The 22,633-nt window shown below is 64.0% G+C and carries 24 protein-coding genes; 11 read left to right on the top strand and 13 right to left on the bottom strand.

Going from position 1 to position 22,633, the window contains the following annotated elements:
- Positions 1–94: 94 nt before the first annotated feature.
- Together ACRVY7_RS18360 and ACRVY7_RS18365 are read right to left on the bottom strand one after the other, a co-directional pair.
- Positions 95–1,183, bottom strand: coding sequence for an inositol-3-phosphate synthase (locus ACRVY7_RS18360; RefSeq protein WP_049699263.1), 1,089 nt, complete (start codon positions 1,181–1,183; stop codon positions 95–97).
- Complete coding sequence (locus ACRVY7_RS18365; RefSeq protein ID WP_064868777.1) at positions 1,176–1,871, bottom strand: PadR family transcriptional regulator; 696 nt, start codon at positions 1,869–1,871, stop codon at positions 1,176–1,178. The genes ACRVY7_RS18360 and ACRVY7_RS18365 overlap by 8 nt, the downstream gene beginning before the upstream one ends.
- A 231-nt stretch (positions 1,872–2,102) precedes the next feature.
- On the opposite strand from ACRVY7_RS18365, the gene ACRVY7_RS18370 reads away from it, so the two are divergent.
- The 4 genes from ACRVY7_RS18370 to ACRVY7_RS18385 all read left to right on the top strand — a co-directional run bounded on the left by ACRVY7_RS18370 (position 2,103) and on the right by ACRVY7_RS18385 (position 7,716).
- Complete coding sequence (locus ACRVY7_RS18370; protein WP_039854392.1) at positions 2,103–2,501, top strand: DUF5318 family protein; 399 nt, start codon at positions 2,103–2,105, stop codon at positions 2,499–2,501.
- Between the two features lie 238 nt (positions 2,502–2,739).
- Complete coding sequence (locus tag ACRVY7_RS18375) at positions 2,740–5,052, top strand: transglycosylase domain-containing protein (RefSeq protein ID WP_049699265.1); 2,313 nt, start codon at positions 2,740–2,742, stop codon at positions 5,050–5,052.
- 64 nt (positions 5,053–5,116) lie between these two features.
- On the top strand, positions 5,117–6,760 hold the full coding sequence (locus ACRVY7_RS18380; RefSeq protein ID WP_431818254.1) for a glycosyltransferase family 87 protein: 1,644 nt from the start codon (positions 5,117–5,119) through the stop codon (positions 6,758–6,760).
- Between the two features lie 5 nt (positions 6,761–6,765).
- On the top strand, positions 6,766–7,716 hold the full coding sequence (locus tag ACRVY7_RS18385) for an 8-oxoguanine DNA glycosylase OGG fold protein (RefSeq protein WP_431818118.1): 951 nt from the start codon (positions 6,766–6,768) through the stop codon (positions 7,714–7,716).
- Here ACRVY7_RS18385 and ACRVY7_RS18390 read toward each other — a convergent pair.
- On the bottom strand, positions 7,707–8,288 hold the full coding sequence (locus ACRVY7_RS18390; RefSeq protein WP_431818119.1) for a GNAT family N-acetyltransferase: 582 nt from the start codon (positions 8,286–8,288) through the stop codon (positions 7,707–7,709). The two genes, ACRVY7_RS18385 and ACRVY7_RS18390, sit on opposite strands and share 10 nt — an antisense overlap.
- Before the next feature lie 10 nt (positions 8,289–8,298).
- Positions 8,299–9,750 (bottom strand): hypothetical protein, encoded by a 1,452-nt coding sequence (locus tag ACRVY7_RS18395; RefSeq protein ID WP_431818120.1) that lies wholly within the window; start codon positions 9,748–9,750, stop codon positions 8,299–8,301.
- A 206-nt stretch (positions 9,751–9,956) separates the two neighbouring features.
- Here ACRVY7_RS18395 and rpsF point away from each other — a divergent pair, with 206 nt between their 5' ends.
- The 4 genes from rpsF (at position 9,957) to rplI (ending at position 11,677) form a co-directional block, all read left to right on the top strand.
- On the top strand, positions 9,957–10,238 hold the full coding sequence (gene rpsF / locus ACRVY7_RS18400) for a 30S ribosomal protein S6 (protein ID WP_005202393.1): 282 nt from the start codon (positions 9,957–9,959) through the stop codon (positions 10,236–10,238).
- 126 nt (positions 10,239–10,364) lie between these two features.
- Positions 10,365–10,886 (top strand): single-stranded DNA-binding protein, encoded by a 522-nt coding sequence (locus ACRVY7_RS18405; protein WP_049699269.1) that lies wholly within the window; start codon positions 10,365–10,367, stop codon positions 10,884–10,886.
- 61 nt (positions 10,887–10,947) lie between these two features.
- On the top strand, positions 10,948–11,205 hold the full coding sequence (gene rpsR / locus ACRVY7_RS18410; RefSeq protein ID WP_005177187.1) for a 30S ribosomal protein S18: 258 nt from the start codon (positions 10,948–10,950) through the stop codon (positions 11,203–11,205).
- A gap of 19 nt (positions 11,206–11,224) precedes the next feature.
- On the top strand, positions 11,225–11,677 hold the full coding sequence (gene rplI, locus ACRVY7_RS18415; protein WP_049699270.1) for a 50S ribosomal protein L9: 453 nt from the start codon (positions 11,225–11,227) through the stop codon (positions 11,675–11,677).
- A 111-nt stretch (positions 11,678–11,788) separates the two neighbouring features.
- Here rplI and speB read toward each other — a convergent pair whose 3' ends face one another.
- The 8 genes from speB to ACRVY7_RS18455 are packed head-to-tail and all read right to left on the bottom strand — an operon-like array spanning position 11,789 to position 18,977.
- On the bottom strand, positions 11,789–12,757 hold the full coding sequence (gene speB / locus ACRVY7_RS18420) for an agmatinase (protein WP_431818121.1): 969 nt from the start codon (positions 12,755–12,757) through the stop codon (positions 11,789–11,791).
- 6 nt (positions 12,758–12,763) lie between these two features.
- Positions 12,764–13,528 (bottom strand): class II aldolase/adducin family protein, encoded by a 765-nt coding sequence (locus tag ACRVY7_RS18425; RefSeq protein WP_431818122.1) that lies wholly within the window; start codon positions 13,526–13,528, stop codon positions 12,764–12,766.
- A complete protein-coding gene (locus tag ACRVY7_RS18430) occupies positions 13,528–14,724 on the bottom strand; it encodes an aromatic ring-hydroxylating oxygenase subunit alpha (protein ID WP_431818123.1) in 1,197 nt (398 codons plus the stop codon). Before ACRVY7_RS18430 ends, ACRVY7_RS18425 begins: the two co-directional genes overlap by 1 nt.
- Positions 14,721–15,611: a sugar phosphate isomerase/epimerase family protein gene (locus ACRVY7_RS18435; RefSeq protein WP_431818124.1), complete on the bottom strand. Its 891-nt coding sequence runs from the start codon at positions 15,609–15,611 to the stop codon at positions 14,721–14,723. Before ACRVY7_RS18435 ends, ACRVY7_RS18430 begins: the two co-directional genes overlap by 4 nt.
- Positions 15,605–16,582 (bottom strand): C-terminal binding protein, encoded by a 978-nt coding sequence (locus ACRVY7_RS18440; protein ID WP_431818125.1) that lies wholly within the window; start codon positions 16,580–16,582, stop codon positions 15,605–15,607. Before ACRVY7_RS18440 ends, ACRVY7_RS18435 begins: the two co-directional genes overlap by 7 nt.
- A 57-nt stretch (positions 16,583–16,639) precedes the next feature.
- Positions 16,640–17,407, bottom strand: a complete 768-nt coding sequence (locus ACRVY7_RS18445) for an amino acid ABC transporter ATP-binding protein (protein ID WP_049699276.1) — start codon at positions 17,405–17,407, stop codon at positions 16,640–16,642.
- The gene (locus ACRVY7_RS18450) at positions 17,404–18,138 is read right to left on the bottom strand and encodes an amino acid ABC transporter permease (protein ID WP_431818126.1); all 735 of its coding nucleotides are present in this window, start codon (positions 18,136–18,138) and stop codon (positions 17,404–17,406) included. Before ACRVY7_RS18450 ends, ACRVY7_RS18445 begins: the two co-directional genes overlap by 4 nt.
- Positions 18,139–18,140: 2 nt before the next feature.
- Positions 18,141–18,977: an ABC transporter substrate-binding protein gene (locus tag ACRVY7_RS18455; RefSeq protein ID WP_431818127.1), complete on the bottom strand. Its 837-nt coding sequence runs from the start codon at positions 18,975–18,977 to the stop codon at positions 18,141–18,143.
- 260 nt (positions 18,978–19,237) lie between these two features.
- Between ACRVY7_RS18455 and ACRVY7_RS18460 the strand changes: the two genes are divergently transcribed.
- From ACRVY7_RS18460 to ACRVY7_RS18470, 3 genes are all read left to right on the top strand, one after another.
- Positions 19,238–20,131 (top strand): Lrp/AsnC family transcriptional regulator, encoded by an 894-nt coding sequence (locus ACRVY7_RS18460; RefSeq protein ID WP_431818128.1) that lies wholly within the window; start codon positions 19,238–19,240, stop codon positions 20,129–20,131.
- Entirely contained in the window at positions 20,128–20,829 is a 702-nt protein-coding gene (locus ACRVY7_RS18465; RefSeq protein ID WP_431818129.1) for a 3-phosphoshikimate 1-carboxyvinyltransferase, read from the top strand. Before ACRVY7_RS18460 ends, ACRVY7_RS18465 begins: the two co-directional genes overlap by 4 nt.
- A 281-nt stretch (positions 20,830–21,110) precedes the next feature.
- Positions 21,111–21,722, top strand: coding sequence for a universal stress protein (locus ACRVY7_RS18470; protein ID WP_431818130.1), 612 nt, complete (start codon positions 21,111–21,113; stop codon positions 21,720–21,722).
- A gap of 13 nt (positions 21,723–21,735) precedes the next feature.
- On the opposite strand, the gene ACRVY7_RS18475 is transcribed toward ACRVY7_RS18470, so the two are convergent.
- A complete protein-coding gene (locus tag ACRVY7_RS18475) occupies positions 21,736–22,356 on the bottom strand; it encodes a hypothetical protein (RefSeq protein ID WP_431818131.1) in 621 nt (206 codons plus the stop codon).
- Between the last annotated feature and the right edge of the window lie 277 nt (positions 22,357–22,633).

Genomic DNA, 22,633 nt, shown 5'->3' on the forward strand with positions numbered 1-22,633 from the left:
CCCACACGCTCGACACCTACATACGACGATGCCCCTTGGTCCGGAAGTCCGGACCAAGGGGCATCGTGTGGCGTGACGGGGTCAGACCGTCGGATCAGCCCTCGATGAACGTCTCGAGCTGCTGGCGCGCGACGTCGTCGGCGAGCTGCTCGGGCGGGCTCTTCATCAGGTAGGCCGAGGCGGGCAGGATCGGTCCGCCGATGCCGCGGTCCTTGGCGATCTTGGCGGCGCGCACGGCGTCGATGATGATGCCTGCCGAGTTGGGGGAGTCCCAGACCTCGAGCTTGTACTCCAGGTTGAGCGGCACGTCGCCGAAGGCGCGTCCCTCGAGGCGGACGTAGGCCCACTTGCGGTCGTCGAGCCATGCGACGTGGTCCGACGGTCCGATGTGGACGTTCTTGTCCTCGACCTTGCCGGCGAGCGAGCCGGTGAGGTTCGACGTGACGGCCTGGGTCTTGGAGACCTTCTTCGACTCGAGACGCTCACGCTCGAGCATGTTCTTGAAGTCCATGTTGCCGCCGACGTTGAGCTGGTAGGTGCGGTCGAGTGCCACGCCGCGATCCTCGAACAGCTTGGCCATCACGCGGTGGGTGATGGTCGCGCCGACCTGGCTCTTGATGTCGTCGCCGACGATCGGCACGCCTGCGGCGCGGAACTTCTCGGCCCACTCGGGGTCGGAGGCGATGAACACCGGCAGTGCGTTGACGAAGGCGACGCCCGCGTCGATCGCGCACTGTGCGTAGAACTTGTCAGCCTGCTCGGAGCCGACGGGGAGGTAGGAGACCAGGACGTCAACGTCGTTGTCCTTGAGGGTCTTCACGACGTCGACGCCGTCGCCGTCGGCCTCGGTGATGGTCTGCAGGTAGTACTTGCCGAGACCGTCGAGGGTGTGGCCGCGCTGCACGGTGACACCGGTCGGCGGGACGTCGGCGATCTTGATGGTGTTGTTCTCGCTCGCGAAGATCGCGTCGGAGAGGTCGAAGCCGACCTTCTTGGCGTCGACGTCGAACGCGGCGACGAACTCGACGTCGCGCACGTGGTACTGACCGAACTTGACGTGCATCAGACCGGGGACGGTCGAGTTCTCGTCGGCATCCTTGTAGTACTGAACGCCCTGGACCAAGGATGAAGCGCAGTTTCCTACGCCCACTATGGCCACGCGCACCTTATTGGGCTCACCCATGGTCGGGTTCTCCTTCTTTTTCTCTGGGACCGCGAACGTCGCTGGACCCTGGAACGTGGGTTACCGCCGGCGAATTCTGCGTCACCGGGGTGGTGTCGAGCGCAGCCGATTCCGGCGGCTCGGGTGTTTCCTGTGTCCCGTCGCGACCCGGCTGTGGGTTCGCGTCCGGAAGTGTGTGTTCTGCGGCGATGAGTTCGTTGAGCCAGCGCACCTCGCGCTCGCTCGATTCCAGACTCAGCTCGTGCAGTTGGCGGGTGTAGCGATCCGACGCACGTGTCGCACGAGTGACGAGCTCGCGCAATCCCTCACGCCGTTCCTCGACCTGACGCCGACGCCCCTCGAGAATGCGCATCCGGGCCACCGCGGGGGTGCGGGAGAAAAAGGCCAGGTGGACGCCGAATCCGTCGTCGGTGTAGTTCTGCGGTCCGGTGTCGGCGACCAGCTCGTTGAAGCGGATGCGACCCTTCTCGGTCAGTTGGTACACGCGGCGGCCGCGACGCACCTTCATGCCCGCGGGTGTGCTCGCTTCGTCGATCAGGCCGTCGGCCTGCATCCTGCGCAACGTCGGGTACAGCGATCCGTACGAGAACGCGCGGAATGCGCCCAGCAACCCCGTGAGGCGTTTGCGCAGCTCGTAGCCGTGCATGGGCGATTCGAGCAGCAATCCGAGAATGGCGAGCTCCAGCATGGGTGCGCACCTCCTCGGAGTCTCATGGCTGATCGCGCACGCCGAGAGAGTCTGATGGGACGGCACGGCATGTCGCGTCGATGTGGTTTCCAATGTATCGCACCGATATAACTGTGTCGACGGGGGAGTGTCCACAACATGTCGCGCGAGTGTCCGGCGGGCGACCCGCGCGTTTGCGAGGCTCGACGCGGCGCGCGTCCGCGCGGACGTCCCCGAGCGCGACGACGTACCCTGAAACACGTGCGCCAGATCGTCGACTACGCCTTGCAGCGTCGGTCCCGACTGTCCGATGTCCACTCCGGCCGGACAGCCGTCGCCGACGTCTGCGACGCGAATCCCTACCTGCTGCGCGCCGCGAAGTTTCACGGGCGCCCGTCGTCGACGCTGTGCCCGATCTGCCGCAAAGAGCAGGTCACGCTGGTGTCGTGGGTGTTCGGCGACCGGCTCGGCCAGGTGTCGGGGTCCGCGCGTACCGCAGAAGAGATCGCCTCACTCGACGCGACCGCCGAAGAATTCACCGTGCACGTCGTCGAGGTCTGCCGTACATGTAGCTGGAACCATCTCGTCCAGTCGTACGTTGCGGGTCTGCCGCCACGATCGACACGACGTCGTCGTCGGGTGGCCGAATAACTGTTGTTTGCACGTTCGTCGACGAGAGATTAGGCGCTCGTCGACGTTCTGACGTGTGTGGTGTGTGCCGCAGGTTTTTGCCGCGCGACCGCCGCATACGTCACAGTGGAGTGGGCTCGATGCGATGGAGAAGTACTGTGAGGAACGGTAAACCGACCACGGTGGCGGTTCTGACCTCGAACAACACGGCACAGGCGCGCGTGAGCGGGACCTGGATCGCGGTGCGGAAAGGTGATCGATGAGCGGGACGGAGTCGTCGCGCGGCACGGGAAAACGGCCGACTCGATCGGCCAAGAAAGATGCCGAGCAGACAACGCAGTCACGGCATCGCGTGATCGCCTGGACGCTTGGCATTCTCGGCGGGCTGGTCCCCGCGGTTATCCTGATCGGCATCCTTGCTTTCGCGATCGCCTACGCGACCGCGACGGTGCCGAGCCCTGGCGATATCAAGCAGAACCAGGTTGCGCTGATCACCGACTCGACGGGCAAGACGCTCGCCAAGGTCGTGCCGCCGGAGGGCAACCGCACCGACGTCAAGATCACCGACATCCCCAAGTCGATGCAGGACGCGGTGATCGCGGCCGAAGACCGTCAGTTCCGCAGCAACGAGGGCTTCTCGGTGACGGGTATCGGCCGTGCGGTGCTCGGTCGTTTCACCAACAACGCCGACGCCGGTGGTGGTTCGACCATCACGCAGCAGTACGTCAAGAACGCGCTCGTCGGCGACGAGCACAGCTATGAGCGCAAGTTCAAAGAGCTCGCAATCGCGACCAAGATGTCGGGACAGTGGTCCAAGGACGACATCATGGCCGCCTACCTCAACACCATCTACTTCGGCCGCGGCGCCTACGGTGTGTCCGCAGCTTCTCAGGCCTACTTCCGTAAGGACGTCAGCAAGCTGACTCCCGAGGAGTCCGCAGTGCTTGCGGCGGCGATCCGTTCGCCTTCCTACTACGACCCGGCTGTCGACAAGGTCGCCTCCGAGGGCCGCTGGAACTACGTGCTCGACGGCATGGTGCAGACCGGTTCGCTCACGCAGTCCGAGCGTGCGTCGATGCAGTACCCGAAGGTCTACCCGCAGCCCGCGGCGGCCGTCGAGACGCCCGGGCCCAACGGTCTGATCAAGCGCCAGGTGATGGCCGAGCTGAACAAGCTGAACATCTCCGAGCAGCAGGTGCGGACCGAGGGTCTCAAGATCACCACCACCATCGACCCCAAGGCGCAGAACGCCGCCGTGCAGGCCGCGTGCCGCGAGAACAAGATCTACTCGTGCGACAACGGCGTGCTCAACGGCGAGCCCGACAAGATCCGCGACGCCGTCGTGTCGATCGACCCCAAGACCGGTGGAGTTCGCGGCTACTACGGCGGTGACGACGGCCAGGGTTGGGACTACGCGCAGGCAGGTCTGCAGACCGGATCGTCGTTCAAGGTGTTCGCGCTCGTCGCTGCACTGCAGCAGGGAATCCCGCTGTCGAAGGTGTACAGCTCCGCGCCGTATCAGACGTCGTCGGGTCTGACCGTCGAGAACTCCGACGGTGAGAGCTGCGGCTCGTGCAACCTCGCCACGGCGATGAAGATGTCGCTCAACACCGTCTACTACCGCCTGATGATGGACCTCAACGGTCAGGCGCGTGCCGTCGCCGACGCCGCGCACACCGCGGGTGTCGCCGAGTCGTTCGGCGACATCAAGCAGACGCTCCAGAACCCCGACGGTCAGGTCGAGGGCGGCGTCGTGCTCGGTCAGTACCCGTCGCGGGTGATCGACATGGCGTCTGCGTACGCAACCCTCGCAGCGTCGGGTGTGTATCGCGAGCCGTACATGGTGCAGAAGGTCGAGACCTCGACCGGCGAGGTGCTCTACGAGCATCAGCAGAACGACGGCAAGCGCGTCTTCCCGGCGAAGGTCGCCGACAACGTGACCTCGGCGCTCGAGCCGATTGCCGCGTACTCGAACGGCAACGGACTCTCCGACGGCACCTACGGCACACGTCCGTCGGCGGCCAAGACCGGCACCGCGCAGCTCGGCGACACCGGGCAGAACAAGGACGCGTGGATGGTCGGCTACACGCCGCAGCTGTCCACGGCCGTCTGGGTCGGTACCGACAAGGGCACCGCGTTGACCAACTACGGGGGTTCGCCGGTCTACGGCAGCGGACTGCCCTCGCAGATCTGGCGCAAGTCGATGAACAACGCGCTCGAGGGTGACCAGATCGAGCAGTTCCCGGAGCCCGCGGCCGTCGGTGGTCAGGCAGGTGCGCCGACCGAGGCGCCGACGCAGACGTACAACCCCGACTACAACACGCCGCGGACACGCGCGCCGCGGGAGAACACCCCGCAGATTCCGCAGATTCCGGGCAACGGAAACGGCGGTGGCGGAGGTGGCGGCATCACCCTCGCTCCCGGCGTGACGATCCCGCTCCCGGGTAATCCTGAGCCGGGAAACGGTAACGGCACCACCGGGAACGGTGGTGCGGGCAACGGCGGTAACGGCGAGGGCAATACCGGCACCGGCAACGAGGGCGGAGTCACCCCTGAGCCGCCGGTCGGCTGACCGTCGCTCGTCGTCGGGAAAGCACTTCGACGACGCCGCGTCGGCGCAGTCACAGCAGCGATCGATTCCTGGCGGGGTTGTCTCCGACGGGGTAGCGAGCCCGGTTGCGCTGTCTGATGACCTTCGGGTCGACGACGCGCGCGTGATCCCGAGCAGGACCGACGTCGTCGCGCGCGACGCGAGCCGCGTGATCGGCGGCCCGCTGGGTACGCACGCGGCCGTCGGACGCAGTCGTCGTTGGACACCGATCCGTGTGCTGTTCCTGCTGTCACTGTGTGCGTTGGCGCTCAGTTGGTACGGCAAGGCCGGCTGTCTGCAGCAGGCTCCGGCGACGTCGGAGGCCAACGACGCCGGGCATTCGATGCGACTCGACTGGGACAACCAGCGTCAGTTCACCAATCTCTGCTACTCCGACGTGATCGCGCTCTACGGCGCCGAACAACTGGACAAGGGTGCGTTCCCCTACAAGACGTACTGGTTCCAGCAAGACCAGAACGGCAACACCATCAAGCGGTACATGGAGTACCCGGTGCTGACCGGCCTCTACATGTACGCCGCCGCGCAGGCTGCGCACGGTTGGCAGTGGTTGCATGACGAGTTCGGCATCCCCGGGGCGCTGAGCGTCGTCCTGTTCTTCAACCTCGTGGCGCTCGGCCTCGCGCTGTTCTGGCTCGTCGTCGTCTGGGCGACGGCGCTGACCGCTCGTACGCGCATCTGGGCGGCGTGGTTGGCGGCGCTCTCACCACTGGTGATCGTCCACGCGTTCACCAACTTCGACGCAATCGCGGTGGCGATGGTCGCCGTCGCGATCCTGGCGTGGGCGCGCAACAAACCCTGGCTCGCGGGGTTGTTCATCGGACTCGGTGTCGCGTCGAAGTGGTATCCGATCCTGCTGCTGTTCGTTCTCCTCGTGCTATGCCTGAGGGCAAGACGGGTCACCGATTTCTTGACCGCGGCGGCGGTGGCGGTGCTGACGTGGGTCGTGGTGAATCTGCCGATCCTGGTGCTGTATCCGCGCGGTTGGTACGAGTTCTTCCGCTACAACAGTGAGCGCGGCGCCGACTCCGACACCCTCTTCCGCATCCTCGCCAAAGCGTTTGGTTTCACATGGAACATCACGCTGCTGAACGCGATCACACTCGGTCTGCTGGTCCTGATCGCGTGCGGGATCGGCTACCTGGCGCTGCGCGCGCCGACCCGACCGCGTCTCGCGCAGTTGGCGTTTCTGATGGTCGCGGGCTTTCTGCTGGTGAACAAGGTGTGGAGTCCGCAGTACTCGCTGTGGCTCGTGCCTCTCGCTGTACTGGCCATTCCGCATACGCGACTGCTGATGACGTGGATGGTGATCGACGCCCTGGTGTGGATTCCGCGGATGTCGCTGTTTCTCGATCCGTCGCGCCGCTGGCTCCCCGAGGGTTGGTTCACCCTGGCCGTTGTCGTTCGCGCGCTGATGGTGATCGTGCTGTGCATCGTCGTGATCTGGCAGATCTACCACCCCGAGGACGACCTGGTGCGTCGAGATCGACGCGGCAGACCGCTCGACGATCCGGCGGGCGGACCACTCGACGGCGCCATCGGCGCGTATCTGCCGCGTGATGCCGCGCTACCTGACGGCCTCGCAGGAAATGTCACGGCAGGAAAGGTCGTGGCGGGAACTGGCACGGCAGGAAAATCAGGTGGAACCGAGCGGCGGTTCTCGACGTCCTAGGGTGCATGACAACACCCGACCTCCCAGCTCCTACCGAACTCATCGAATGGGCCGCGCACGCCGACCGCACCGCAGCCCTCATGACCGACACCGTGCAGATCGACGGCAACTGGTGGCGCGACGAGCTCGTCGCCGCAGGCCTCCCCGACGCCGGGATCGGCACGTCTCGCTCGCGTGCCGAGTTGTTCGACCTGGGCACACTCGCGTCCACGAGCCCCGACGCGGCGCTCACACTGCTGTGGAACTCCGTCGCGTTCTGCACCGGGCGTGCCGTCTCCGACAACCGCAAACGCATCATCGCGGTGAGCGCCAATCGCAGCCGCGTCGCCCGCGTGCTGCAGGAGGCAGCAGCCATCGCGTCAACCGATCCGGACAAGGCCTACGACATGCTGCGTCCCGGACGCACCAACCGCATCGACCGACTCGGGCCGAGCGGCTTCACCTGGTACCTCTACTTCGCCGGAGCAGGCGCCGCCGACCATCCCTGCCAGGTGATCGAGCCCGCGGTGGCACGTGCGCTGCGCTGGGCCGGTTGGGACAGCCTGAGCACCACAAACTGGTCGGCCGACGAGTACGTCGCCTATCTGGGCCTGCTACGACGCTGGCGCACCGAGATCGGCGTCGAACGACTCGACGTCGTCGTCAACGGTCTCGTCGCGATAGCACCACCGAGCGGGTGGGATTACGGATGGCAGTCGTGGCACCGCGACACGTGGCAGGAGGAGCCATACGACAGGTGGGTTCCGGGGCCCCTGAATGCCAACGACCTGAAGCTCGTTTACCACTGGATGGGCATGCTGTCGGAGATGAACCCCAGCTCGCCTGCGGCAGAACACTTTTCCAAGATCGGAGCGAAGATCATGCGAGCGATCGGAGACGTGGGCGAACCGGGCTACCTGCGTCACGACGAGTACGGGCGATACCGCGACGGGCGAATCGGGATGTCTTACCCGTGACGTGAGATGCGCTGCAGCAGAGCATCTCTCGCAGCGGGCCAGTCGTCGTCGGTCATGGCGTACTGCGCGGTGGTGCGCCACCCGTCGGCCCAGCGTCGATGTTTGCGGAGGAGTCCCTCGAACTCGGCGCCGAGTTTCGCGATCGCCGCCCTCGACTGCGCGTTGTTCTCGTGCGTGTGCCACACGACGCGTACGGCGCCGCAGTCGTCGAAGGCGTGATGCAGCAGAAGGTATTTCGCGGTCGGATTGACCGCGGTGCCCTGCGCCTTCTCGGCGTAGAAGGTGTACCCGATCGCGACAGAGAGGTTCGCGTGGTCGATGTCGTAGTAGCTCGTCGAGCCGACCAGCTGTCCGTTGCTGTTGTCGACGACCGCGTAGGCGATGCGCGCATCGTCGGCGTGTGCCGCGGCGATGTACTCGCGCGCCGACTCCTCGTCGCGCGGCACCGACGTCCAGGCGAAGCGCTGCGGATCGTCGACGACCCGCGCGAGGGCGGGAGCGTCGTCGAAGGTCAAGGGCCGCAGGGTGACGCGTTCGCCGACGAGTGGAACGTCGCCAAGCCATTCGTTCATGTCGACTCCTCTACGACGACGTCGCGAGCACGGGTTCGGGGTCGTCGGAGGGCCGTGGCCGTGGAGCGACCATGGTGGCCAACGGTTCTCGCAGCGGGGCACGCACGAACGCGAAGATCAGGTAGAGGTGGATCGCGGCGGTCACCCAGACGCCGATGTTCACGCCCGCCATCACCCACCACTGCATCGGCGCGTGCGCCGTGTAGATGCCGAACAAACGGAAGATGGTGGTGTCCAACAGGAAGTCGGCGATGAGGTAGGCGACGATGATCGGCCACCGCGTCTTCAGCAGCACGAAGAACGGGAGGATCCACAGGGTGTACTGCGGCGAGTGGACCTTGTGGAACAACATGAATCCGGCGAGCATTGCGCCCGAGACGCCGATCCACGGATACGTGCCCGACTGCAGGTACACCCGCCACCCCAGATAGACCGCGAGCGCGAAGGCGCACAGGATCAGCAGGGGTGACAGCATGCCGACGAGCGAGTTGTACGTGTCGGTCTGTCCGCCGGTGAAATGTCGAAGTCCCCAGTACCAGATGGAGTTGGTGTCGACGTCGGACTTCCGCTTGCCCTGGAACGAGAGTGCGGCCTTCCAGCCCTCGAAGCCGACGATCATGAACGGCAACTGAATCGCGATCACCGTCACGGCAGCCGCCGCGGCAGTCATGATCGCGCCGGTCCAGTCGAGATCCTCGGTTCGACGACGCGCATTGATCATGCCGCCCGCGCCGCGCGTCAGTACGTACAGCGCTAGCGGCAGCGCGAAGAAGCCCGGATAGAGCTTGAGGCAGAAGCCGATTCCCAACAGCACGGCCGCGAGCATCGCCGACGTTCGTAGTGAGAGTCGACGCTCGCCGGTTCGTGGGTTGGTCGACGCACCCCACGCCATCACCGCGACGGCACCGACCGCTGTCGCGACGACGGGCAGCTCCCAGTTGTGGAAGGCGTAGAGCACGAGCGGCGGCGTGGCTGCCCACAGAAGGACCCACCAGCGGGTCATCAACGCCAGCATGATGGTGATCGCGAAGGCGAAAGGGGCGAGCAGCAGCGCGGAATGCTGGAAGAACTCGGTGTCGGTGTTGGCGCCGATCGCGCCGAGGTACATCAGCATTCCGGACAGCACCGGGTACTCGACAACGCCGCCGAACAGGTGGCCGTTCGGGCCGATCCCGCCGTGGATGTACGGGAAGATGTGGTTGTTGATGTCGCGCCCGACCCACAGGTACATCAGGTCGGAGTAGCAGGGGACCACGGCGTCGACGTCGCCGACGGGGAAGTGATGCGACCGACCGTCGGGAAAGAACGGCTCGCCGCCGCACTTCACCTTGATGACATAAGACCAGTACAGAGCCACCGACGTGAGAAGGAGCGAGACCAGAAGGATCAACGCCGTCTCGCCTCGGCGAGACAGTGTGTACTGCCCGAAGCCCATGGTCGGAGAGAAGCGGAGCGCGGGCATGGCCTACAGGGTAGGAGATGGCGGGCCCGTGGTCTGCGTCACCTACCCGCCGGGCGGCGTCGTCTCGGCGGGGCGGGCTTGTGCGTTGCAGCGCGATTTCGCTGGTCAGGGGTGCCCCGTGTATGGTGGAGCGGTTGCCGACGCAGGCGACCCTCCTGCCACGGACAGTCCGTGGCCGATGAGCCCATAGGAGGTGATGTGGTCTTATGCGTCACTACGAATTGATGGTCATTCTCGATCCTAATCTGGACGAGCGCACCGTCGCCCCTTCACTCGATACTTTCCTCAACGTTGTCCGCAACGACGGCGGCAAGGTGGATAACGTCGACATCTGGGGCAAGCGCCGACTCGCGTACGAGATCTTGAAGCACAGCGAAGGCATCTACGCCGTCATCGATCTCAACGCCGAGCCCAAGACGGTCAGCGAGCTCGATCGTCAGCTGAAGCTCAACGAGTCGGTTCTGCGCACGAAGGTTCTGCGCAAGTAACCCACAGATCCCTGATCGACCGAACGAATCCATCGATCTCGTCGGTGTCGACACCTAGGGTTGAACTCAACTCGCGGTGCACATCGATTTCGACGAGTGCCCACACGTAGACCTAAGGGGAAACACATGGCAGGCGACACGGTCATCACGGTCATCGGCAACCTCACGGCTGATCCGGAACTCCGGTTCACTCCGTCGGGTGCGGCGGTGGCCAACTTCACGGTGGCGTCGACGCCGCGCACATTCGATCGTCAGACGAACGAGTGGAAGGACGGCGAAGCGCTGTTCCTGCGCTGCAACATCTGGCGCGAGGCCGCGGAGAACGTGACCGAGAGTCTGACCAAGGGATCCCGGGTCATCGTGCAGGGCCGTCTCAAGCAGCGGTCGTACGAAACCCGCGAGGGTGAGAAGCGCACTGTTGTTGAGCTGGAGGTCGACGAGATCGGCCCATCGCTGCGGTACGCCACCGCGAAGGTCAACAAGGCCTCGCGCGGTGGGGGTGGCGGCGGAGGCTTCGGCTCGTCCGGCGGCGGAAGCCGCAGCGGCGGGTCGGGCTCGGGCCAGCAGGTTGCCGACGACCCGTGGGGCAGTGCACCCGCGAGCAGTGGCGGAAACTTCGGCGGCGGGGACGACGAACCCCCCTTCTGAACCGCGACGACGCCCTTCATGTGAAAGAGGCGTCCTCGCAACAACTTTGGAGTAAGTACACATGGCAAAAGCTAAGAGCACCCGGAAGGTGCGCGTCGAGAAGGTCACCAAGACCAAGGCGTGCTCCTTCTGCAAGGACAAGAAGGCCGACATCGACTACAAGGACACCGCGCTGCTGCGTCGTTTCCTGTCCGATCGCGGCAAGATCCGGTCGCGTCGCGTGACCGGCAACTGCGTCCAGCATCAGCGCGACGTCGCTGTGGCCGTCAAGAACTCGCGTGAGGTGGCACTGCTGCCCTTCACGTCGACCGCCCGATAAGCCGGAAGGGGATAACGACATGAAACTCATCCTCACCGCTGCCGTGGAGAACCTCGGCGAAGCAGGCGACACCGTCGAGGTCAAGGACGGCTACGGCCGCAACTTCCTGCTGCCCCGCGGCCTGGCCATCAAGGCCACCCGTGGTGCCGAGAAGCAGGTCGAGACCATCCGACGCTCGCAGGAGGCCCGCGAGGTCCGTGGCGTCGAGCACGCCAACGAGCTCAAGCAGGCGCTCGAGAACCTGTCGGGCATCAGCCTGTCGGTCAAGACGCACGATTCGGGCAAGCTGTTCGGCTCGGTCACCGCTGGCGATGTCGCCGGCGCGATCAAGTCCGCAGGTGGCCCCGCAGTCGACAAGCGCACCGTCGAACTGCCCAAGGGACACATCAAGTCGACCGGCACCTTCCCGGTCGTCGTGAACCTGCACCCCGACGTCACCGCGACCGTTCAGGTCGACGTCGTCGCTGCTTGATCTACCCGCTGCCAGATACGCAGTAGCTGTACACCGGTCGAGAGCCGGGCGGACATCGTTCCGCCCGGCTCTCGTCGTCTGTGGGGCACGGGTACGAGACGCGGAAGATGGCTACCGCACCTCGTTACACGCCAGCACCGACAAGAGCTCGTATCCCACATGTGCTGCGGCGATACCTGTGACCTCCGCGTGGTCATAAGCTGGGGCCACTTCGACGATGTCAGCTCCGACGATGTTCAGCCCCACCAAGCCACGCAACGTGTTGAGCAACTCACGTGAGGTCATACCTCCGGCCTCCGGGGTGCCGGTCCCGGGGGCGTGCGCGGGATCGAGGACGTCGATGTCAATCGACACGTACACCGGTCCACCGGAAACGCGCCGGATAATGCGATCGATGATTGAACGCACACCGTCGAACTGGTAGTCGTCGCTTCGGACTACCTGGAAACCGAGAACCGCGTCGTCCTCGAGGTCCTGTTTGCCGTACAAAGGGCCGCGGGTCCCGACGTGCATGGACCGTTCCATGTCGATCAGGCCCTCTTCGCTGGCCCGGCGAAATGGGGTGCCGTGTGTGAACGGCGCCCCGAAATATGTATCCCAGGTGTCGAGGTGGGCGTCGAAGTGCAGCACCGCAATTTTCCCGTGCAACTTGTGCATCGCGCGCAGCAGCGGCAGTGCCAGCGTGTGATCACCGCCCAGCGTGAGTAGTCGCGAGCCGTTCTCGCTCAGAGCCGTGGCCGCGTGGTCGACGGTGTCCAGAGCCTCCACGATGTCGAACGGATTGACCGCGATGTCGCCTGCATCGGCCACCTGATGAACGCCGAACGGCGCGATGTCCAGGCCAGGATTGTAGGGCCGCAACAACTTCGACGACGCTCGGATGTGTCCGGGCCCGAATCGTGCGCCCGGCCGATAGCTGACACCCGTATCGAACGGGATGCCGACAATCGTGACCGCGGCATCGCCCACCTCGGACAGTCGAGGTAGACGGGCAAACGTGCCGGGCTCGGTGTAGCGGGGTGCACGGCTCGCGTCCGGCGGGCCCAGAATGGTCGAATCGTGAATAGTGTTGTCCGACATCTTTTTTCACTCCTTGTAGTCGGGTGCGACTCGCTCGACCAATCGCAACATCGCCTGCCAGGCGAGCTCGAGGCCTACGTCGTCGGTGTAGTCGTCGCCGGCATCTTGGCCACTCAGCTGCTGTGCGGTGTGCTCGGCGATCGCGGGGTCCGGCAGTATCACCTCTCCGGCGCGCGTTGCCGCTACTTGGATCTCGCATGCCTTGTTGAGATAGTGCATCCGCAGGAACGCCTGTCCCGGAGTACGACCCACCGTCAGCAGACCGTGATTGCGCAGGATCAGCGCGGGATGATCGCCGATGTCGGCAACCAGCCGCTTCTGCTCGTCGAGGTTCAGCGCCACGCCCTCGTAGTCGTGATAGCCAACTCTGTTGTAGAACTCCATCGAGATCTGGTTCAGCGGAAGCAGACCCGACGACGAAGCGGCCACCGCACACCCGGCCAACGTATGGGTGTGCAGCACACAGTGTGCATCCTCGCGCTCGCGGTGAATGGCGCTGTGGATGACAAAGCCAGCCGGGTTCACGGTGTGGTCAGAGTCGCCGACGACTCGGCCGTCCAGGTCGATCCGCACCAGATTCGACGCGGTGATCTCCTCGAACAGCAGGCCATAGGGGTTGATGAGGAAGTGATCGTCGGGACCGGGCAGCCGCACCGAGATGTGGGTGAAGATCAGGTCGGTCATCTTGAAGTGCGCCACCAGCCGATACACCGCGGCCAGTTCTCGCCGCAGTTGCGCTTCGGTCGGCTCGACCGCGTCGACCGTCCTCATCAGTACCCCGCCCGCTGTGCCACCAGCTGTTGGAATGCGGCGGTGATTTGATCCCAATGAGTCACCAGGTTGGTGAAGTTCGATGCGGGAGAGTGTCGTCCGGCCTGCATGCGGTACAGAATGGGCACGTCCTGCTCGTTTACCTCGAAGAGAATGTCGGTGAGGCTCTTTCGAGCCGCGCTGTATCGCTCCCCACCGGCCTCGGCGTCGACGAAGATTGCCATGTGCTCCATTGTGCGGTCCGGCGCCGTCGGGTCGAAACCGATCACTTGGAACCAGTCGGCCTCCAAGAACAGCAGCGCATTGGGAAAGACGCAGAAGATGTCCTGACTTTCGGTTCGCTCCGGTGGCACATCACCCAAAAATGGCAGTGCATCGTCGGTTTTAGCTGCCTTGCCCGCTGCGCCTCGTGGATAGGTCCCGCCGAGAATATGGTCGGCGAGCCACACATCGTCGACGTCAAGTGACGCACTCACCGGCCCGACCTGCGGATGGATGAAGGGCAGGTGGTAGAAGTCGAGAAAGTTCTCGACGATGAGCTTCCAATTGGCGCCGATGTCGAACTCGCGTTCTTGCGCGAGGTGGAGGCGCGAGAAGTCGATGTGATTCCAGCGCTGCAAGATTGGCGACAGCATCCCTTCGAAGTCGGCTGCAGCTGCCTCGGTTGAATCGAACTCGACGCCGAGGTTGACGAAGACCATACCGGCCCAGACGTGCGACGAGACGCCAAGTAGTCCAAGGTGTTCCGCGCCTTGGGGCACTTCCCGACCACGTTCACGCTTGAGATACGGCGTGGCATTGAGGCTGCCGTCGAGCTTGTACGACCAGCAGTGATAAGCGCATTGGATTCGACGTCGCACCTTTGCGGGTTCCTCCATCATCACCATGCCGCGATGTCGACATGAGTTGTGGAACACCCGAATGCGCTGCTCCTCGTCGCGCACGATCAACAGCGGCTTGCCGCCGATGGACACCGGATGCACTTTGCCCGGTTCGTCCACCCAGTGGGCGAAGCCTGCCCACACCCAACCCGACGAGAACACCCGCTCCTGCTCGAGGGCGTACTCGGCGGTTCCCGTGTAAGCCCGTGTCGGGATGATCGAGTGTTGGCTCGAGTCAGAAGTCAATGGCCCTGCGATGATGCGGTTGCCGCTACCGTTGACCACGGTGGCGGGTGCCGGATTGTCTACAGTCATCGGATGACTCCTGTGTAGTCGTGGGTTGACGAGTGCAAGGCGAGCGCAGCGTCGAATTCCTCTGTGGCCCAACCCTTGAGGATCAGTGCGTCGGCCCACCGGTCCGAGATCTCATTGCCGCCCGTATCGGTGATGGCGTAAGGGCGTGTGCCGAGTTCGGTGCAGAACATGATCTCGGCATCGGCACCTCGTCGGGCGAGAATCTGCTCGAAGCCGGTACGCCACCAGTCTCGGAATCGCTTCTCCCACGGTCTGGCTGCGGGCGATTCGACCGGAACCTGCACCTGACCCCTCGTCGCGATGCGTCCCTGAAGTGATCCACACCGGCTGAGAACTTTCGCAAAGAGAGCGTCGTGCTCGGCGGTCGGTTCTTCGGGAAGTTCATTGGCGCAGACGAAATGGGAGAAATCGCCGGCGAGTTCGACTCGTTCGTCGAGATAGTCCAGCAGCCATGCGGTGAAGCGGAGGTCGTTGGTCACCGTATTTCGGTGTGTCTCGATCTCGATGTGGATGCCTGCGACGGAGCCGATCTCGTACCAACGCAAGAGGGTGGCGGCCAATGGTTTCGGATCAAACCCGTAGATCTGGGCGCACAACACCATCCGATCTGCCTTGACTCGTTGTGCATAGGCTACGGCCGAACGGACTGCGTCGTCGTCGGAGACGAAGGCGAAGACTGCTGTGCGCAAGCCGCTTCCGGCGAGAAGCGGCACGAGTCGCTCGGCGGAAGGTGCCTGACGGGCACCCAGATCTACGGCAAGGCCCGCAAATCCCGATCCTGCGATGCGTTCGATCTGTTCTGCGAGCGTCCAACTATTTCCGACCGTGGGGAGGTCTTCCATCGCCCAGAGGGACTGGTACACACACAGGTTGGAGGTATTCAGCATGTCGAGACCGCCGGATCATTGATCGGATTGAGTGGCCGCCCGTCGCGTAGCCACGCCACTGCATTACCTGCCTGCGCGTCGATGTAGCCGGTCGATGTCGTCTGCGACAGATACGCGATGTGAGGGGTGGTGAGCACTTCGGGATGGTTGAACAGTGGGTCGTCGGCGGCAGGTGGTTCGGGGTCAATGACGTCAAGCGCCGCGCCGGCGATATGCCCGGACTGCAACGCGGCCAGCAGCGCCGCGTTATCGATGAGGCCGCCGCGCGCGACATTGACCAGATAGGCGCCGTCTCGCATGCGAGCGATCAGGTCTGCACCGACGATTCGCCGGGTTTCGTCGGTGAGTGGGAGGTGCAGTGAAAGCACATCGGAGTTCTCGATGACGGTGTCCAAATCGGTGATCGTCACGCCGGCGGGACCCGAACTCTGGCCGCTACCGGAGTCACATGCGATGACCTGCGCACCCATCGCGGCGGCATACCGGGCGTAGGTCCGACCGGTGCGGCCGAGACCCACCACACCGATGGTCAATTCGGACAGTCTGCGCGGCAGCGTATCTGGTCGATCCAACCACGATGTGCGGAGGCCGGAGCCGCTGAAGTAGACCAGTCGCCGAACCAGTGCGAGGGTCAAAGTCCACGCGTGGGTGGCCACCTCTTCGGTGGCCAGGTCGGCGACAGTGCTGACCCAGATACCGCGCGCGCTCGCGGCGTCGACGTCCACGTTGTCGAATCCGCGTGACAACAAGGCGATGACCCGTAGATTCGGTAGCCGGTCCATCAGTTCGGCATCGATCGGTGCGTATCCCACCAACAGGGCGGTTGCCTCGGCTGCCGCTCCGGCGATGACGTCGGCATCCTCGGTCTCGAGTTGATCAACGCGAAAACCGTTGTGCTCCAGCATCGCGACGCCCGACGCTGCATCGAGATCGCCGACGTCGGTGTACACCGCGAGCGGTGTGGTCTTCATCTTTGGTGCTCCATCTCCGAGTAAATGAGAAACGTTCGGTTCTCAGCGACACGGTGTTCAGTGCAGGTGGGAAAGAAACTGTCGAGTACGGGGATGCTGGGGATCATCGAAAAAGGCGCTGGGTTCGCCGGATTCGATGATGCGTCCGTGGTCGAACAAGGCGACCTCATCGGCGACCCGACGCGCGAAACGCGTCTCGTGGGTCACCACGACCATGGTCATTCCCTCATCGGCGAGCTTCTCCATCACGGCGAGAACCTCCCCGACGAGTTCTGGGTCGAGGGCAGAGGTAGGTTCGTCGAACAGCATGACTGTGGGGTTCAGTACCAGAGCGCGTGCGATTGCCACCCGCTGCTGCTGTCCGCCGGACAACTCGCTCGGATAGTGCTTGAGCCGATGACCCATGCCCACGCGCTCCAGCATCACGGCGGCGGTCTCCGCGGCCTCCTTCTTGGACATGCCTGCGACCTCGGTAAGTGCAAGTGTCACGTTGTGCAGCACATCGAGATGCGCAAATAGGTTGAAGCGCTGGAATACCATTCCGATGTCGCGTCGCTGCTTTGCCAACTGCGCTTCGCGCAGCGGGCGCGTGGTCCCATTGGTGTTGGTCGTGACGCCCACCTGCTTTCCGTTGAGCAGGATCTCTCCTTCGTCGGCAGGCTCGAGCAGGGCGATGAGTCGCAGGATCGTCGACTTGCCCGATCCCGACGGCCCGAGCAGGGCCTTGACCTCACCTCGATCAAGCGACAGGTCAACACCTTTGAGCACTTCGGTATCGCCGTACGTGCGGTGAAGGTTGAGCGCTTCCAGGACCGGTCGATTCATGCTGGGACCTCCTGACCGGCAGCGGGCACCGGGGTGGATTCGGTGCGCTGGCCTTTCGAGATCCAGCGATAGCGGGCCTCGACGAAGTATTGACAGGCCATGGCGACGCTGACGATCACCAGGTAGTAGACCAGCGCGGCCGAGTAGTACTCCGCGTACCGGAACGTGTTTGACACCTCGGATTGCGCGGTGGTCAGAAGCTCGCGCAGTGAGATGACAGACGCGAGCGACGTGTACTTCAGCATTGCGATGAATTCGTTCCCGCTTGGTGGAATGGCCACCTTGATTGCCTGTGGCAGAACCACTTTGAACAGCACCTTGTGGGGTGGCAGGCCGACTGCTCTGGCCGCGATGTGCTGCCCCTCGTCGACGCTGAGCAGTGCCGAGCGCAAGATTTCGGCCATGTACGCGGCCTCGACGACTGTAAAACCAATAAAGGCAGCCAGGAATGGGGTAAACCAGTTCTCACGCAGGGCGGGAAACAGCTGCGGTCCGGCGTTCCAGATCAGTAGTAGCACCAGCAGCGTCGGAATGGCTCGGAAGAACCACACGTAGGTCCAGCCGACCAATCGGGCAGCAGGGTTCCTCGCGATACGCAGCAGAGCCACCACGAATCCGACGATGCTGGCCGCGATCATCGCCGTTACGGCCAGCGCGAGCGAGAGCAGCGCACCACGAAAGAAGGCTTCCGACGTCAGTGCGCTGACGAAGACTCCCCAATCGAAGGTCATGACTACTTCGTCACGATCTGCTTGGGATCGAGTCCGTATTTCGTAGCGATCTTCTCAAGAGTGCCGTTTTCCTGTAACTGTGGAAGTGCCTCGGCCACAGCGCTACTTAACGGGGAGCCCTTCCGGGTGAAGACCCCGAACTTGGTATCAGTGGGAAACACGCCGGGAACACTCTTGAGTTTTCCGTCGGACTTGTTCACCATCTCGACGACTGCGACGTCGGTCTCGATCAGAGCCTGGGCCTTCCCATTGGTGACAGCCGCCACGGTCTCCGCGGTTTTGGGGTATGGCTGGATGGTGATCGGCTCCTTGCCTTCGCTCGTGAACTTCTTTGAGAGTTCCTTGAGAGTCAGCTCGTTGCTCCCGCCTCCCTGCACGGCAACCGTCTTGCCTGCGAGGTCATCGGAGGTTGTGATGTCGGTGGTGCCTGATGGCACGATCAGCCCCGGGCCGGTGTTCATGAACGGTGTACCGTCCGCCACTTGAAGGCGTTCCGGGCTCAAATACAGTGCTGCCCAGAGTATGTCGCACCGCTTCGCCTGAAGCGCAGGCATCAGACCGTCGAATGCGGTGTTCTGCCAACTGATCTCAAGGCCCCATTTGTCGGCTAGGGCGCGAGCGGCGTCCGGATCGAAACCCACGGGGTTAGACGTGTCGCCGCCCTGAAAGTACTCCATCGGCGGGTACTCGGGATCGGTGCACACAGAGAGCTTTCCGTTGCTCAGTAGGCCAGCGGGTGCGTCGCCGGACGCCTGGGTGCCTTCGCCGCCCCCGCCACATGCGGCCAGTGCGGCTGTGGCTGCGAGTGCGACGACAGTTGCCAGGACTTTTCGTGACATGAGGGTTCCTCAATTGTTCAGTGGGGCTGATGGGTGGACGCGCCAGTGGATCGGGGACCACACTAAGGACGTGGCACTTCGGCCGCAATGCAAGTTGTCAGCCAGATGGTGGTCTCACTGCAATAGTGACTAGAATCGGCGCATATTGTCCGCGCTGAAGCTGCTTCGAGCCGGAAGCGCTGAAGATCTGATCGTCGTGGCAAGGGGCATTGGCATTGTTAACTTCTCGTGAGGTCGGTCGCGCTCCGACCTCGGTAGGAATGTCGGGCGCGGACCTGGAGATTCTGGAGGCACTGCGTTTCAACGGCCGCATCACCACTCAAGAGCTTGCCGACCGTGTGGGATTATCGCGGTCGGTGGTCGCCCGTCGGCTGTCCCAACTCCTCGACGACGAGGTGATCCGGGTGGTGGGCATTGTGCACCCGCTAACGCTCGGCATCCGTTCCTTGGCCCATGTCTCGCTGAGCGTCGACCGGCCGGTGCGCCGCGTAGCCGACGAGTTGTCCCGATTGCCTGACGTGCCATTTGTCTCGCTTACTTCGGGGTCCTGTCCGCTGATTGCTGAGGTACGCAGCAGGAGTGACGGCGACCTCGCACGCGCGCTAGATCGCGTGCGATCGATTGACGGTGTTCGTGCAACCGAAACGCTCTTCTACACGAAGCTCGTGGCGGATGTCCTGCGCCCGAGTCATGCCGAAAACGTCGAGCTCGATGCGGTCGACGGTCGGCTGTTGACGCTTCTGCAGGAGAACGGGCGCATGGCTTTCACCACACTGGGGGATAAGGTGGGTGTGTCCACTGGGACCGCACGGACACGAGTGTTACGGATGATCGACACCGGCGTCGTCCGGATCGGAGCCATCTCTCGCGCGGGTCGGCGAGACACCAGAGTCGATGTAGGAGTAGGACTTTCGGTACTGGGGCCGGCATCGAGTTGTACTGACCGGTTGTCTGAAATGCCCGAGGTGCGGTTTCTGGCCGAGACGATCGGTCGCTACGACTTGCTAGCCACCGTCGATGCCGATTCGCTGGCTGAGGTCGTTAGTGTTCTGGATCGGCTGCGCGGGCTGAAACCGGTTCTGCATCTGGATAGTTGGGTGCATCTGAGCACGGTGAAAGAGAGCTATACCTATCCGCTGGAGGTTCTATCGTGAGTGCGCAACGATGGCAGGTACCGAGTACGACATCACCGGTGCGTGCACGAGTGACGGTTCCGGCATCTGTAACGCAGTCGCCGAGCACGGACGGTGCCGTCGCGATAGCCTTCGCTGCTGCAGGTCTGATAACGGGCGGCACTGTGCTGGTGCGTAATTGGCCGACAGACCTCCCTGCCGCGGAGTCGATGCTGATGGCTTTCTCGGATATGGGGGGCTACGTAGTGTCATCAGCCGATGGCCTCACGGTCACCGGGCGCTCCACGAGTGGTGCTCTGGCACCGATCACGGTGGCCTCGGGCGCGACGGAGCCATTCACCCCGCTTCTACTCGTAACTGCGTGTTTGGCCACCGGACCCAGCGTCTTCTTGGGAACCCCATCGCCAGCCGACCTCGCGGCCACCGACAATCTGCGACGGGCGGGAGCCGACATCGGGGTCCACAGTGACCGCATCGAGGTATCGCCGCAGCCGCTGAGGTCGATCGAATGGACCACAACCACACCGATTCTCGGTTTGGCGGGACTTCTGACAGGGCTCGTCGTCAATGGCGTCTCCGTGTCGGAGTGGGACCGAGTTGAGAACCTGTGGCCCGGGGTGGCGTCGGAGTGGTCGCGGATGATCAGCGCCGACGAGTATCTCGTGCCCGGAAGCGCCCGTCTGCCGCGTGACTACCTGGGGCGTGCGTCCTATTTGTGAAGGTGGGCACGCGCGCCTGTTTCGTGAGCGTCCCGGGTGGCGCGAGATCGTGCGGACGATGTAGTTGGCGATTCTCGTGAACTGCGTACTCGTACGCCGCGACGCGGACTCGCGGCCGCGAAAGTGGGGTAGACGGCTACCCGATACCGCACTGGCTCGCGCTCGTAGCGTCATGTGCAGCGAGTTCCCCGGGTCCAGCTCGGTAATGGTGCCCGACGTGGTGTGCCGGTGTAAGGGATTCGCGTTCGCAGCTATGCAGTCCCATCTCGGAAGTCACCGCCATGCACACTCTCTTCGGTCACCAGATCCAGCACAATCCCGTCGCGACCATTCCCCTGCGCAGGTCATCCCAGAACCAGACCCGAACGTCAGTACCGCCCGTCGTCGTCGGAGTGTGCGGAACGGACGAATCATATTGGGCGGTCGAGTATTGCGCTCGTGCGGTCCGCGCCGAGGCGCCGCTCTACCTCGTCAGTGCCGTCGCGCGGCAGCGGGCGAATCCCCACCGCAGTCACGAGGAACGACGCTGGCGGGATGAGCTGGGCGTCGACGCCTATCAGCTCGAGGAACTCTCGGTGATCCATGAAGTTCAGCGACGCGCACGAGAAGTCGCCTCTGCCGCAGGAGCTTCCGATGTTCGAGCTCTGGTGCGCAGCGGTAGTCCCCACGTCGTATTGGCGCGTGAATCCCGCGACCTGGACGCGGCCGCAATGGTTCTCGGGTATGCGTCCGGGCCGGGTCGATTGGCCCGAAGGCTGTGCGCCACAACAGATATTCCGATCCTCATGGTCAACAAGGGCGTCGATGCGGGGTACCTACTCACCGCTACGCCACGTGGCGTGCGCAACCTGCGTGAGCGGCGTCGAGCAGGCGCCCCCGCGACTGCGGAGTGACGATAGGGGCCAATCAGCTCGGCGGCGCCGGCACGAGCGGTAGCTGACTCGACGCCTGCAGTGACGCCGGCAGGTAGCGCGGAGCGGGATTGCCGTTGTGCGCGGTGTCTCCCGCGGGGTAGTAGAACTTGTGGAATCCGGGCGAGAAGATCAGCGCCCGATTGCCGGTGCGGCAGGCAACCTGCGTGGCTGAGGGCACCGTGCAGGTGACACCCGCGATCGTCACCCGTGTGCCGACACTCAGACGCGGCGGACGGAAGCCCGACGTCGAGCCGAATCGGTATGAGGTGCCGGTCAGCAGATCGGGTTTAGGTACCCACCACGGCCCCTGGGCGTCGGCGGTGATGGCCGCGCCCTGGACGCCCGGAGGTGCGGTCGCGGGCCGGCCCTGGCAGCCCACCGAGCGGAACGTCGGGCCGATCTGGCAGTTCCACCGTCCGGTGGTGAAGAACGACCGTCCGTTGTCGTCGTAGGCCAGCGAGCGCAACGGCGTCGGATCGACTGGTGTGTAGCGCGACAGATCGAACGCGGCGGGCAGCGGTGGGGGTGCTGCGGATGCCGGAGATGCGTTCAGTAGCGGCACGAGAAGTGCTGCGGCCGCCAGAACACACGACGCCAGACGGGAGCGAGACATCCGGTGGCGTCTGCGGGTCGTCGGCACGGGGCCAGTGCACCACATCGCAGCCTCGGGCGAGGGCAAAACTCAGACAGTGGCGGGTTGCGCGGCGCGGCGAAGGCGAATCGCCGCGCATCAACTGTGTTGTTGCGCAGGTCACACCCACTGTTCACTGCGTTGTTGCTCGGTGGTGGTTGTCACCCGCCCACAACACGCCCGGCTGTGAGTTTCCCAAGACACGCCGAGCCGAGAAAAGTTCTTCGTTGTGGAAATCGCACACAGCATCTGACCTGCG

Source organism: Gordonia jacobaea (genome assembly GCF_965344965.1).
In the GTDB taxonomy this organism is placed as follows: domain Bacteria; phylum Actinomycetota; class Actinomycetes; order Mycobacteriales; family Mycobacteriaceae; genus Gordonia; species Gordonia jacobaea.

What these genes read in the sequence shown, in the direction of transcription:
- ACRVY7_RS18360 (WP_049699263.1), bottom strand. Translation starts at nt 1,183, where the DNA reads ATGGGTGAGCCCAATAAGGTGCGCGTGGCCATAGTGGGCGTAGGAAAC.
- ACRVY7_RS18365 (WP_064868777.1), bottom strand. Translation starts at nt 1,871, where the DNA reads ATGCTGGAGCTCGCCATTCTCGGATTGCTGCTCGAATCGCCCATGCAC.
- ACRVY7_RS18375 (WP_049699265.1), top strand. Translation starts at nt 2,740, where the DNA reads ATGAGCGGGACGGAGTCGTCGCGCGGCACGGGAAAACGGCCGACTCGA.
- ACRVY7_RS18385 (WP_431818118.1), top strand. Translation starts at nt 6,766, where the DNA reads ATGACAACACCCGACCTCCCAGCTCCTACCGAACTCATCGAATGGGCC.
- ACRVY7_RS18390 (WP_431818119.1), bottom strand. Translation starts at nt 8,288, where the DNA reads ATGAACGAATGGCTTGGCGACGTTCCACTCGTCGGCGAACGCGTCACC.
- ACRVY7_RS18395 (WP_431818120.1), bottom strand. Translation starts at nt 9,750, where the DNA reads ATGCCCGCGCTCCGCTTCTCTCCGACCATGGGCTTCGGGCAGTACACA.
- rpsF (WP_005202393.1), top strand. Translation starts at nt 9,957, where the DNA reads ATGCGTCACTACGAATTGATGGTCATTCTCGATCCTAATCTGGACGAG.
- ACRVY7_RS18405 (WP_049699269.1), top strand. Translation starts at nt 10,365, where the DNA reads ATGGCAGGCGACACGGTCATCACGGTCATCGGCAACCTCACGGCTGAT.
- rpsR (WP_005177187.1), top strand. Translation starts at nt 10,948, where the DNA reads ATGGCAAAAGCTAAGAGCACCCGGAAGGTGCGCGTCGAGAAGGTCACC.
- rplI (WP_049699270.1), top strand. Translation starts at nt 11,225, where the DNA reads ATGAAACTCATCCTCACCGCTGCCGTGGAGAACCTCGGCGAAGCAGGC.
- speB (WP_431818121.1), bottom strand. Translation starts at nt 12,757, where the DNA reads ATGTCGGACAACACTATTCACGATTCGACCATTCTGGGCCCGCCGGAC.
- ACRVY7_RS18425 (WP_431818122.1), bottom strand. Translation starts at nt 13,528, where the DNA reads ATGAGGACGGTCGACGCGGTCGAGCCGACCGAAGCGCAACTGCGGCGA.
- ACRVY7_RS18430 (WP_431818123.1), bottom strand. Translation starts at nt 14,724, where the DNA reads ATGACTGTAGACAATCCGGCACCCGCCACCGTGGTCAACGGTAGCGGC.
- ACRVY7_RS18435 (WP_431818124.1), bottom strand. Translation starts at nt 15,611, where the DNA reads ATGCTGAATACCTCCAACCTGTGTGTGTACCAGTCCCTCTGGGCGATG.
- ACRVY7_RS18440 (WP_431818125.1), bottom strand. Translation starts at nt 16,582, where the DNA reads ATGAAGACCACACCGCTCGCGGTGTACACCGACGTCGGCGATCTCGAT.
- ACRVY7_RS18445 (WP_049699276.1), bottom strand. Translation starts at nt 17,407, where the DNA reads ATGAATCGACCGGTCCTGGAAGCGCTCAACCTTCACCGCACGTACGGC.
- ACRVY7_RS18450 (WP_431818126.1), bottom strand. Translation starts at nt 18,138, where the DNA reads ATGACCTTCGATTGGGGAGTCTTCGTCAGCGCACTGACGTCGGAAGCC.
- ACRVY7_RS18455 (WP_431818127.1), bottom strand. Translation starts at nt 18,977, where the DNA reads ATGTCACGAAAAGTCCTGGCAACTGTCGTCGCACTCGCAGCCACAGCC.
- ACRVY7_RS18460 (WP_431818128.1), top strand. Translation starts at nt 19,238, where the DNA reads ATGTCGGGCGCGGACCTGGAGATTCTGGAGGCACTGCGTTTCAACGGC.
- ACRVY7_RS18470 (WP_431818130.1), top strand. Translation starts at nt 21,111, where the DNA reads ATGCACACTCTCTTCGGTCACCAGATCCAGCACAATCCCGTCGCGACC.
- ACRVY7_RS18475 (WP_431818131.1), bottom strand. Translation starts at nt 22,356, where the DNA reads ATGTCTCGCTCCCGTCTGGCGTCGTGTGTTCTGGCGGCCGCAGCACTT.